The organism is Pseudomonas mendocina (genome assembly GCF_900636545.1).
GTDB classification, from domain to species: Bacteria; Pseudomonadota; Gammaproteobacteria; order Pseudomonadales; family Pseudomonadaceae; genus Aquipseudomonas; species Aquipseudomonas mendocina.
This window is the reverse complement of record NZ_LR134290.1, coordinates 2827706-2839846: the sequence shown is the minus strand read 5'-3', so window position 1 is coordinate 2839846 and position 12141 is coordinate 2827706. Positions and strand designations below refer to the sequence as shown.

Annotated in this window: 8 protein-coding genes; 6 read left to right on the top strand and 2 right to left on the bottom strand. The window is 63.8% G+C overall.

Annotated features, from left to right (window positions below; genetic code table 11):
* The first annotated feature begins 145 nt into the window (after positions 1-145).
* Both EL191_RS13120 and aldA read left to right on the top strand, forming a co-directional pair.
* On the top strand, positions 146-2314 hold the full coding sequence (locus tag EL191_RS13120; RefSeq protein ID WP_041978912.1) for a PQQ-dependent dehydrogenase, methanol/ethanol family: 2169 nt from the start codon (positions 146-148) through the stop codon (positions 2312-2314).
* Between the two features lie 60 nt (positions 2315-2374).
* Positions 2375-3808, top strand: coding sequence for an aldehyde dehydrogenase (aldA, locus tag EL191_RS13115; protein WP_013715782.1), 1434 nt, complete (start codon positions 2375-2377; stop codon positions 3806-3808).
* Between the two features lie 246 nt (positions 3809-4054).
* On the opposite strand, the gene EL191_RS13110 is transcribed toward aldA, so the two are convergent.
* Positions 4055-5986 (bottom strand): sigma-54-dependent Fis family transcriptional regulator, encoded by a 1932-nt coding sequence (locus EL191_RS13110; RefSeq protein WP_041978914.1) that lies wholly within the window; start codon positions 5984-5986, stop codon positions 4055-4057.
* 307 nt (positions 5987-6293) lie between these two features.
* Between EL191_RS13110 and EL191_RS13105 the strand changes: the two genes are divergently transcribed.
* The 4 genes from EL191_RS13105 to gntR all read left to right on the top strand — a co-directional run bounded on the left by EL191_RS13105 (position 6294) and on the right by gntR (position 11011).
* Positions 6294-7415: a gluconokinase, GntK/IdnK-type gene (locus EL191_RS13105; protein ID WP_041978917.1), complete on the top strand. Its 1122-nt coding sequence runs from the start codon at positions 6294-6296 to the stop codon at positions 7413-7415.
* Positions 7416-7464: 49 nt separating this feature from the next.
* Positions 7465-8742, top strand: coding sequence for a TRAP transporter large permease (locus EL191_RS13100; protein WP_041978919.1), 1278 nt, complete (start codon positions 7465-7467; stop codon positions 8740-8742).
* A gap of 57 nt (positions 8743-8799) precedes the next feature.
* On the top strand, positions 8800-9813 hold the full coding sequence (locus EL191_RS13095; RefSeq protein WP_041978921.1) for a TRAP transporter substrate-binding protein: 1014 nt from the start codon (positions 8800-8802) through the stop codon (positions 9811-9813).
* A 178-nt stretch (positions 9814-9991) separates the two neighbouring features.
* Positions 9992-11011: an HTH-type transcriptional regulator GntR gene (gntR, locus tag EL191_RS13090; RefSeq protein WP_013715777.1), complete on the top strand. Its 1020-nt coding sequence runs from the start codon at positions 9992-9994 to the stop codon at positions 11009-11011.
* Between the two features lie 2 nt (positions 11012-11013).
* On the opposite strand, the gene EL191_RS13085 is transcribed toward gntR, so the two are convergent.
* Positions 11014-12039, bottom strand: a complete 1026-nt coding sequence (locus EL191_RS13085) for a lipase secretion chaperone (protein ID WP_041978923.1) — start codon at positions 12037-12039, stop codon at positions 11014-11016.
* Between the last annotated feature and the right edge of the window lie 102 nt (positions 12040-12141).

Sequence of the window (12141 nt, the reverse complement as noted above, 5' to 3'; positions counted from 1 at the left end):
ATGCGTTGAACTAACCGGAGAATAACGGCAAGGCCCGTAAGTTCGGAGCTCTGGCTGTTCTTGTTATGGCTGGCACAGGCGTTGCTCCAGCAGTTGCAAGCCGCGATATCACGTTTGCGGTCACAACAAGAACTGGAGAAAAACCATGAGATCGATTGGCCTGAACATGCCTATCGCCCGCTCGACTCTCGACAGGCAACCCGCCTTGCGTCTTCCCCGTACTGCTCTGCTCGCAGCCTTGTTGCTGGTAGGTGCGGTGCAGGCCGCCGATGTCGACGGCAAACGCATCATCGCTGCCGACCAGGAACCTGGAAACTGGATGACCCACGGCCGCACCTACGACGAACAGCGCTACAGCCCGCTGGAACAGATCAACCAGCAGAACGTCGACAAACTCGGTCTGGCCTGGAGCTACAAGCTGGACATCGACCGCGGCGTGGAAGCCACGCCCATCGTCGTCGACGGCGTGATGTACACCACCGGGCCGTTCTCGGTGGTGTATGCGCTGGATGCGCGCAACGGCAAGCTGCTGTGGAAGTACGACCCGAAATCCGACCGCAATCGTGCCGGCGAGGCCTGCTGCGACGCGGTCAACCGAGGCGTGGCTGTGTGGAAGGGCAAGGTCTACGTCGGCGTGCTCGACGGCCGCCTCGAAGCCATTGACGCCAAGACCGGGCAGCGCGTGTGGTCGGTCGATACCCGCGCCGATCACAACCGCAGCTACACCATCACCGGCGCGCCGCGCGTGGTCAATGGCAAGGTCGTCATCGGCAACGGCGGCGCCGAGTTCGGCGTACGCGGCTATGTCACCGCCTACGATGCCGAGAGTGGCAAGCAGGCCTGGCGCTACTACACCGTGCCGGGCGACCCCAAGCTGCCGCCGGAAGACAAGGCCATGGAGATCGCCGCCAAGACCTGGCATGGCGATGCCTTCGCCGAGCAGGGTGGCGGTGGTACCGCGTGGGACTCCTTCGCCTTCGACCCGGAGCTGAACCTGCTCTACATCGGCGTCGGCAACGGCTCGCTGTGGGACCCGAAATGGCGCAGCGAGGCCAAGGGCGACAACCTGTTTCTGTCGTCCATCGTCGCCATCGATGCCGACACCGGCGAGTACGCCTGGCACTACCAGACCACGCCGGGCGATGCCTGGGACTTCACCGCCACCCAGCACATGATCCTTGCCGAGCTGGAAATCGGCGGCAAGGAGCGCAAGGTGCTGATGCAGGCACCGAAGAACGGCTTCTTCTACGTCATCGACCGCGCCACCGGCGAGCTGCTGTCGGCCGAGAACATCGTGCCGGTGAACTGGGCCAAGGGCATCGACATGAAGACCGGCCGGCCCATCGTCGACGACGAGGCCGCCGCCTACTGGAAGGATGGCAAGCGCAAGCTGGTCACCCCGGCGTTCTGGGGCGCGCATGACTGGCACCCGATGTCCTATAACCCCAAGACCGGCCTGGTCTACATCCCGGCGCACATCATGTCCGCCTATTACGAGCACATCCCCGAAGCGCCGACGCGCAACCCGTTCAAGAGCATGTACCAGCTAGGTCTGCGCACCGGCATGATGCCGGAAGGCCCGGACGGCTTGCTGGAAATGGCCAAGACCTGGTCCGGTAAGCTGATCGCCTGGGACCCGGTGAAGCAGAAGGCCGCCTGGGAAGTGCCTTACATCACCATCTTCAACGGCGGCACGCTGAGCACCGCCGGCAACCTGGTGTTCGAAGGCAGCGCCGACGGCAGGGTGATCGCGTACGCCGCCGAGGATGGCAAGAAACTCTGGGAGCAACCGGCCGCCAGCGGCGTGATGGCCGCGCCGATCACCTATTCGGTGGACGGCGAGCAATACGTGACCTTCATGGCCGGTTGGGGCGGGGCGTTCTCCACCTTCGCCGGCGCCCTGTCGCTGCGTGCCGGCGTGCAGCCTTACGCCCAGGTACTGACCTACAAACTCGGCGGTACCGCCAAGCTGCAGGAGCCGACACCGCCTGCCGATGCGCCGAAGCCGCCAGCGCTGACCGGTGATGCGGCCACCGTTGAGGCGGGCGGCAAGCTGTACGACAGCTACTGCTCGCAGTGCCATGGCATCCATGCCGTCAGCGGTGGCGTGCTGCCTGACCTGCGCAAGATGGCGCCGGAGAAGCACCAGATGTTCCTCGGCATCCTCTATGGCGGTCGCGTGCCGGACGGCATGCCGTCGTTCGCCGAGGCCTTCGATGCCAAGCAGGTCGATCAGATTCACCAGTACCTGATCAAGCGTGCCCACGACCTTCAGGAAGAAGGCGACGCCTGGAAGAAGTTCAGCGCCAACTGATCCCTGTGGGCGCACGCCAGGCGTGCGCCCGTCCGTCCACTCCGCATAGCGAGAGCGACCATGAGCGAAACCACTTACCAGAACTACATCGACAACGCCTTCGTCGGCAGTGACACGCTGATCGAAGTGCGCAACCCGGCTACCGCCGAACTGCTGGCACGCATCCCCGAGGCCAGCAACGAGCAGGTTGATCGCGCCATCGCCGCCGCGCGCAAGGCGCAGAAAGCCTGGGCAGCCAAACCGGCCATCGAGCGCGCCGGCTACCTGCGCCGTATCGCCGAGAAGGTGCGGGCCAACGCGCCGCGCCTGGCCCAGATCATCACCCGCGAAGGCGGCAAGGTACCGGCGCTGGCTGAGGTGGAAGTCAACTTCACCGCTGATTACCTCGACTACATGGCCGAGTGGGCGCGTCGCCTGGAAGGTGAAGTGCTGACCAGCGACCGCGCCGGCGAACACATCTTCCTGCTGCGCAAGCCGCTGGGCGTGGTGGCCGGCATCCTGCCGTGGAACTTCCCGTTCTTCCTCATCGCACGCAAGATGGCGCCGGCGCTGCTGACCGGCAACACCATCGTCATCAAGCCCAGCGAAGAAACCCCGATCAACTGTTTCGAGTTCGCCAAGCTGGTGGCTGAAGTCAATCTGCCGACTGGCGTTTTCAACGTTGTTGGCGGCACCGGTGCGGGTGCTGGCAGCGCGCTGACCAGCCATGCCGGCGTCGATCTGATCAGCTTCACCGGTAGCGTCGGTACCGGCTCGCGGATCATGGCCGCCGCCGCGCCGCACATCACCAAGCTCAACCTGGAGCTGGGCGGCAAGGCGCCAGCCATCGTCCTGGCCGATGCCGATCTGGATCTGGCGGTCAACGCCATCAAGGCTTCGCGGGTGATCAACACCGGACAGGTGTGCAACTGCGCGGAGCGCGTCTATGTCGAGCGCAAGGTGGCTGACCAGTTCATCGACAAGATCGCCTCGGCGATGGCAGCGACCCGGTATGGCGACCCGTCCGCTCAGACCGATCTGGACATGGGGCCGCTGATCAACCAGGCCGGCTTGGACAAGGTTGCACAGATGGTGCGCACGGCGGTCGGGCAGGGCGCTCAGGTGATCACTGGTGGCAATGTCGCCGACCTGGGCCAGGGCTTCCACTACCAGCCCACCGTGCTGGCCGGTTGCACCGCTGACATGGAGATCATGCGTAAGGAAATCTTCGGCCCGGTACTGCCGATCCAGATCGTCGATGACCTCGACGAAGCCATCTTGCGTGCCAACGACAGCGAGTACGGCCTGACCTCGTCGATCTACACCCGCAACCTCAGCGCCGCGCTCAAGGCCAGCCGCGAGCTGGACTTTGGCGAAACCTACATCAACCGCGAGAACTTCGAGGCGATGCAGGGCTTCCACGCCGGCACGCGCAAATCCGGCATCGGTGGTGCGGATGGCAAGCATGGGCTGTATGAGTACACCCATACCCATGTGATCTACGCGCAGGAGTAAGGAGTGACCTTTCGCGGACAAGTCCGCTCCCACAAGTGAAGCCCTGGTAGCTCGGTGTCCCCGTGGGAGCGGACTTGTCCGCGAAGCTGTTTGCTTGACCTTGGTGCACCGGTGACGGCAAGGCGCCAGGTTAATCCCAGCCCCGCGGCTGGACATCCGTGGGAGGCGCTTTAGCGGCGACAATCGCGGCTGAAGCCGCTCCTACGGTACTCCATGCAAGCTCGTGCACTTGTGCCGTACGTTTGCTCAGAACAGCTCGTTCGGCTGCACGATCCCGTATTTCTTCATTTTGCGGTACAGGGTCGAGCGCGCCACGCCGAAAGCATCGGCCACCGCGCTGATGTTCCAGCGATGCTCGCGCAGCGCTGCGTGCAGATGGCGGGCTTCGTCGTTTTCCACACGGTTGGCCAGTTGGTTGGCGGGCAGCGGCGCGGGCGCGACGTTGCGGCTGACCTGCTGCAGTTCGACCGGCAGGCAGTTCGCATCGATACAACCGTCCTCGGCCAGCGCCGCCGCATAGCGCAGGCAACTGGAGAGCTGACGGATATTGCCGGGCCAGGGGTGGGCGAGCAGACATTGACGTGCGGCCTCGCTAAGGCGAAACCGACCATGGTTGGCCAGCAGTTGATCGATCAACTCCATACGGTCGGTGCGCTCGCGTAGTGCCGGCAGCGCCAGCGGCATGCCATTCAGGCGATAGAACAGGTCCTCGCGAAACGCCTTGCTGGCGATCATCTGCGTCAGATCCTGGTGTGTGGCGGAGATCACCTGCACATCCAGCGGCACCGGCGTTTCGGCGCCCAACGGGAATATCTCGCGCTCGGCCAGAACACGCAGCAGGCGGGTCTGCAGATGCGCCGGCATGTCACCGATCTCGTCGAGAAACAGCGTGCCCCCATTGGCCAGTTCCAGCTTGCCCTTCATGCCCTTCTTGTTGGCGCCGGTGAAGCTGCCGCCGCGATAGCCGAACAGTTCGCTCTCGATCAGGCTTTCCGGAATCGCCGCACAATTCAACGCCACGAAGGGGCCGCGAGTGCGCGCGCTGGCGCGGTGGATGGCGCGGGCGAAGGCTTCCTTGCCGGTACCGGTTTCACCAGTGATGAGGATCGGAATGTCCTTGTCGAGCACCTTGCGCAGACGGCGCACGCCTTCGAGCAGGCGCGGGTCGCTGCCCCCGAGGCGCTGCAGGTCCGGGTGTTCGCTGTTGTTGGCAACTGCCGGGCGAGCGCGCTTCTGCGGTTGCGCGGCGGGCACACGCAGGCTGACGCCCACCGGCGCATCGCCCTGCAGGGTGCGCAGGTTGACGCCGCGTGCGCCGCCATTGCTCAGGCTGAGCAGCTCGTCGACGCTGGCCGGCAGCAGTTGGTCGATGCGGCTGCCGAGCAGCTCGGTCTGACACTCCTGCTGGTAGCTGACGAAGGCCGCATGGTTGGCACCGATGACGCGGCCCTGTTCGTCCAGCGCCAGCAGCTGCTCGTTGGCCAGATCGCTGATGTCGTCATGGGACTTCACCGATAGGGTCATGCGGTCACGGTAGCGCTGGCGGAAGCTGGCATTCTCGATCATCCGCGCATACATGATCACCAGTTGCAGGGTGAGATACTGCGCTTCCTTCGGCCCTGCGCTGTTCAGACAGGTGGCATTGAGGCAGCCACGCAGGATGTTCTGCGCGTCATAAATCGGTGCCACCGAGCAGCTGAGGCGGAAATTGGAAACCAGGAAGTGTTCCTGGTGGTGAATGGTCATCGCCTGGCGCGAGGCCAGCGAAGTGCCGATGCCGTTGGTGCCGACCGTGGACTCATCCCAGCAGGCGCCGACGATCAGGCCGGCCTGGGTGTATACGTCGTATTGCAGAGGCAGGCGGGTATCGAGAGTGACACCATGCTCGTCGCTGAGCAGCACGGCGAAGCCCGCTGGTACCACGCGCTTGGCCAGCCCGGTGACGCCTTGGCTGGCGATGCTCAGGTAATCCTGATGCAGACGCTGATGTTCGCGCAGTTCCTCCGCCGTCAGCACATGCTTTTCGCCGATCCCGTGCGGGTCGAGGCGGTGTTGCATCACGCTGCGGTACCAGGATCGGGCGATCTGTTCGTCCGGATGGACGCTGCGCTCCGGAAAATGATCCGCCACGAAGGCAGTGAGGTCGCTGGGGCAGGCCCCCGGCATGTGAATGCTCATGAGCACTCCTTGCAATGGTGCGTTGGCTCGCAGCCTTTTGTTGTTCTGCCGTTCCCCGTGCACCAGGCAATCGGGCGAATCCGGACAACCGTCACTCTAGCGGCAATCAGGCGGGATGGGAACCGACAGGTCTGATCGCGACTCAGGCGCCTGCGCGCCACTGCAGTCCCGGCAAGGGTAGGGCAGGCAAGGTGCTGAAAATGCGCCAAAGCGAATGGTGAAAAGGAGGCTTGTCGAACGATTTGGATAGCGCTAACATTCTGCTCAAACAATGAGCGGCCCACTCGATGGTGCCCATGGAGTTCCCATGCAACAGCAGCCTTCCGCATTGCCTGCCCGTACCACGCTCGTGGTCATGGGAGTCAGTGGTTCCGGCAAAAGCGAGATCAGCCAGGCGGTCGCCGCTGCACTGGGCTGGCGCCATATCGAAGCCGATCATTTCCATCCTGCCGAAAACGTCGAACGTATGCGTGCCGGCATTGCACTCAGTGACGAAGACCGTCGTCACTGGCTGGATGCGCTATGCGAGCAGATGCTCAGTGCACAGGCCGCCGGCGAGTGCTTCGTGCTGGCCTGCTCGGCGCTCAAACGTGCCTACCGTGAGCGCCTGCGTCAGGCCATTCCCGGCCTGCAGTTCGTTCACCTGAATATCGATCACGCCACTGCGGTGCAGCGTGTCGGGGCTCGGCCCGAGCATTTCATGCCGATTTCCCTGGTCGACAGCCAGTTCGCCACTCTCGAAAGCCCGACGGGCGAGCCTTATGTACGTGTCGTCGATGCACAGCAGCCAGTGCAAAGCCTGGTGATTGATATCCAGGCCTGGGTTCGCCGCGATGCCGCGGAGGTGCTTTCCAGCGACGCTCAGAATACTCTCGGTAGCGAAATTGATAGCGCTAACCAAGCGGCCCAGTTGGGCGCCGAACCGATTTATGACGGGCGCATTGCGCGTCTGTTCGATCGGCTGACCGACGGCCTGATGGCTGTTTTGATGGCGTTCATGGTGGTCGCCGTGTTCACCAACGTGGTGCTGCGCTATGCGTTCGGCACCGGCTGGCCGGGCGCCGAGGAGTTATCGCGCCTGGCCTTCGTCTGGCTGGTGTTCGTCGGCGTGGCCTCCAGCATGCGCCGTGGCGAGCTGATGACCTTCCGCATGATTCGGGACCGCTTCCCGCTGCTGGCGCAACGGCTGGTGGATTCGCTGAGCTGGATGCTGGTTGCCGGAGCCAGCCTGCTCTCGGCCTGGGGCGCCTGGAATCAGGTGCAGTTCGGCTGGGGCAATGTCAGCACGGTGGTCGGTTACCCCGTGGTGCTGGCGATGCTGCCTGTATTGGCGAGCATGCTGGTGCTGGCAATTCTCGCAGTGGTGCAACTGGTCAATCTCTGGCGGCACACGCCGCAGCGGGCCTTGGCCCAGGCGCACGTCGAATGATGCCGACTCCATTCCAACAAGACGGGCACTGCCCACCGAGGACCTGTCGATGACTGTCGCGGTATTTCTTTCCTCCCTGCTGGGGTTCATGGCATTCGGCATGCCCATTGCGTTTGCCCTGATCCTCACGGCGGCCGTGCTCATGTGGTACCTGGATTTCTGGGACGTGCAGCTGTTGGCGCAGAACCTGCTCGCCGGTGCCGACAGTTTCCCGCTACTGGCGGTGCCTTTCTTCATCCTGGCTGGTGAGCTGATGAACGCCGGCGGCATCTCCCGGCGCATCATCGCCATGGCCCAGGCGTACTTCGGCCACCTGCGTGGCGGCCTGGGCTATGTTGCCATCGCTGCCGCCGTGCTGCTGGCCAGCATGTCCGGCTCGGCCCTGGCCGATACCGCGGCGCTCGCCACCTTATTGTTGCCGATGATGCGTCAGCGTGGCTATCCGGTGCATTCCTCGGCGGGGCTGGTGGCCGCTGGCGGCATCATCGCGCCGATCATCCCGCCGTCGATGCCCTTCGTGATCTACGGCGTGGTTACCAACACCTCCATCAGCCAGCTGTTCATGGCCGGTCTGGTGCCGGGACTGATCATGGGCGTAGGCCTGATCATCGCCTGGACCCTGATCGCTCGCGGCTTCACCGAGCCGACGCCGGCCAAGGCCAGCGCAGCCGAGCGGCGTCGGGTGCTGATCGATGGTGCGGCGGCGCTGATGCTGCCGGTGATCATCGTCGGCGGCCTGCGTTTCGGCATTTTTACCCCCACCGAGGCGGCTGTGGTCGCAGCGGTCTATGCCCTGGCCGTTTCCACCTTGCTCTATCGCGAGCTGAGCTGGAACGACCTGATGGAAACCCTGACCCGCGCCAGTCGCACCACGGCGTCGGTGATGTTTCTCTGTGCGGCCGCTACCGTATCGGCCTACATGATCACCCTGGCGCAGTTGCCGGACGAGATCGGCGCCATGCTCGGGCCGCTGGCCGAGCACCCAAGATTGCTGGTACTGGCGATCATGTTGCTGATGATCGCGGTAGGCATGGTGCTCGACCTGACCCCGACCATCCTGATTCTGGCACCGGTACTGGCGCCCATCACGATCAAGGCCGGCGTCGATCCGGTGTACTTCGGCGTGATGTTCGTACTGATCGGCTCCATCGGCCTGATCACCCCGCCAGTCGGCACGGTACTCAACGTCGTCGGCGGCATCGGCAAGTTGCGCATGGAGGTGCTGGTGCGCGGTGTCATGCCGTTCTTCCTGATCTATATGGCCATCGTCGTGCTGCTGGTGGCGTTCCCGGCCATCGTCACCGTGCCGCTGGCCTGGTTGCGCTGAGTTGACCCACCGGCGCCTGCGCGCCGGCAACATTCACAACAATAAGAGGTAGACCCAATGAAACGTCCGCTGCTCGCCATCCTCACCGCTGCCATGCTGTGCAGCCCGCTCGCAAGCTTCACTGCCCATGCCGATGAGGTGCGTTCGCGTATGATCCGCTTCGGTTACGGCCTCAACGAAAACAGCAACCAGGGTCGCGCGGCCAAACTGTTCGCCGAGGAAGTGGCCAAGGCCTCCGACGGCAAGCTCAAGGTGCGCACCTTCGGCGCCGCCAGCCTGGGCTCCGATGACCAGATGCAGAGCGCGCTGATCGGTGGCGCGCAGGAAATGATGGTCGGCTCCACCGCGACGCTGGTGGGCATCACCAAGGAAATGGCGGTATGGGACACACCGTTCCTGTTCAGCAGCGCCGAGCAGGCCGATGCCGTGCTGGACGGCCCGGTGGGGCGCCAGGTCATGGACAAACTGGAGGAGAAGGGCCTGGTCGGGTTGGTGTACTGGGAGAACGGCTTCCGTAACCTGACCAACAACAGCCGACCGATCAACAAGCTGGAGGACTTCTCCGGGGTCAAGTTGCGCGTGATGCCCAACCCGGTGTTTCTCGAGACCTTCAAGTTGATGGGGGCCAACGCGGTGCCGCTGCCGTTCTCCGAGCTGTTCACCGCGCTGGAGACCAAGGCCGTCGACGGTCAGGAAAATCCGTTCAACACCATCCTCTCCTCGAAGTTCTACGAAGTGCAGAAGTACCTGACCGTGACCAATCACGTGTACAGCCCGTGGATCGTCACCGTGTCCAAGCGCTGGTGGGATGGCCTGTCGCAAACCGAGCAGAACATCCTGCTGGAGGCGGCCAAGAAGGCGCGCGATTTCGAGCGCAAGGATACCCGCGAGGAAGCAGCTCGCGCCCTGGCTGAACTGAAGGACAAGGGCATGCAGATCAACGAAGTGGAGCCGGCCGAAGTGCAGCGCATGCGCGAGCAGGCCGCGCCGGCGATCCAGAAGGTCGTCGATACGGTCGGCCAGCAACTGTTCGATCAGGTCCAGGCTGAAGCCGAGAAGGCCGCTTTGTAAGAGCTTGCCCAGGCTCAGGCTGAGTAGCGTACAGCCGAACCTGGGCAGGTTCGCAGTTTCGCGGGGCACGCAGGTGGTAACGCTCCTTGCATGGTGGCGTTACCCCGGGCGGCGTGTCCCGCGCTTTATTCGCTGGCGGGGCTGGTAGAATCGCCCGCTGGTAAACAATGGAGGCGCTATGACTCAACGCCGTCGCCGGTCCGCTGAACGCGTCACCCTATCCGATGTGGCCAAGGCTGCGGGTTGCTCGCTGATGTCTGCTTCGCGCGCGTTGTCGCAGCCGGGGCGGGTGTCCGATGCGCTGCGTGAACAGGTGATGCGGGCTGCGCAGGCGCTGGGCTACGTGCCCAATCCGGCTGCGCGGGCGCTGGCCAGTTCGCGCTCGAACCTGGTGGCGGTGGTGATCCCGTCGCTGTCGAACTCGGTGTTCGTCGATACCGTCGAGGCGATCCAGCGCGTGCTGATGCCAGCCGGTTTCGAGATGATGATCGGCGTCAGCCACTACCGGGTCGAGGAGGACGAGCGCCTGCTGCGCTCCTACCTGGCGCATCAACCCGCCGGCCTGCTGGTGACCGGTTTCGAACGCAGCGATGCTGCGCGCGAAATACTCGGTGCCAGCAGCTGCCCGCTGGTGACGCTGATGGAACTGAGCGAAGAGCCTGAAGACTATTGCGTCGGCTTCTCACAGATCGAGGCCGGTGCTGCCATGACCCGCGCCCTGGTGCAGCGCGGCTACCGCCACATCGCCTTCGCCGCGGCGCAGCTCGACCCGCGTACCTTGCAACGCGCCGAGGGTTATCGCCAGGTGATGCACTACCTCAATCGCCATGATCCGGCGCTGGAACTGCTGACGCCGCAGCTGTCGTCCATAGGCCTGGGGGCCGAGTTGCTCGATCGTCTGTTGGCTCAGCAGCCGCAGATCGATGCGGTGTTCTTCAACAACGACGACTTGGCCATGGGGGCGTTGTTTCGCGCGCGGCAACTGGGGCTGGAGGTGCCGGGGCGACTGGCCATTGCCGGCTTCAACGACCTGCCTGCGGCGGCCTGGATGCATCCTGCTCTAAGTACGGTGCGCACCACGCGTGGTCGTATCGGCGAGCTGGCGGCGAACATGCTGCTGGCGCTGATGCGTGGTGAAACACCGGAGCAGCATTGCATTGATGTCGGTTTCGAACTGGTGATGCGCGACAGCGCCTGACGCTACGGCTTCTTGCTTGCCGCCAACTGTTCGGCGGCATCCAGGCGCAGGCGTTCACGCTCATCGAAACGTTCGGCAGCCAGCGCCTCGATTGCTGCACGCTTGTCCCCACTACTGAGGCCTTCGCTGGCCTCGATTCGCGCTTTCGCGGCGATATAGTCACCCAGTCGCTTCTGCCAGTTCTCGCGCTGGCTATCCAGCGCCTCCAGGCGTGTGGTGGCTTCTGCACCGACCAGTTGCTGGCGCATCTGGCGTATTTGCACCGCGCTGGCGCCCTCGGCCTGCAGACGCGCTGTGTTCTGTCGCAATTCCTGTTGCAGTTGCGGCAGTACGGCGTCCTGCAAGTCCTCAGGCAAGGAGGCTCGCAGACGGTCGACTGCAAGGCCTTTTTCCTCTGCACTCATTCTGCCGTCGTGCTGGATAGCCAGGCGCTCCAGGGTGAAGCGGTTGTAGCCTTCCTCTCGGGCGAAGAAGGCCTGGTGCGTTTCGCTGTCGAACAGGCGCGCGCGCAAAGCCTGTACGGCACTTTCACGCTGGCGCATGGCATCCAGACTGGCCATTTGCGGCAGGTCGCGCTCCAGCAGTACCAGCTCACGCTTGTAGCTCAGGTATTGTTCCAGCAGCGCCTGTGCGCGGGCTCGCGCCGGCTCCTGGAGCTGGCTGTCGATGTAGTTGCGCAGGCGTGAAACACTGGCATCCAGGCTTTCTTCACCGATGCTGGCGAGAAAGTAATCGAAGATGCGCCGGATATCTTCGCTGATGATCAGGTTGCCGGTGGCATCGACTCGAAAGCTGCCGTCGACTTCGGTGCCGACGAAAGAGCTGGGCAGGGCGAGCTTGGCAGTCTTCTTCGGCCTGCCTTCGCTGGTCGGCGGTGCGGTCTCTGCGGTTCGCTGCGCTGCGGATGGCGTCGCCGTAACCGCGGCGGGAGAGGGAAGTTGAGCGGGCTGGTGCCCGGGTTGCAGGTAAAGCATCAATGCCAGGCTGGCGGCGATCAGTAACGGCAGGGCGAACAAAACTTTCTTCACGGCAGGTTCCAGTGAGACATCGGCTCGCGAGCCGAACTATTACTCAACACTAGTAGCTCGTAGGGTGCGCCGTGACGTTCCCGGTATCCGGTGCGCGGCGCA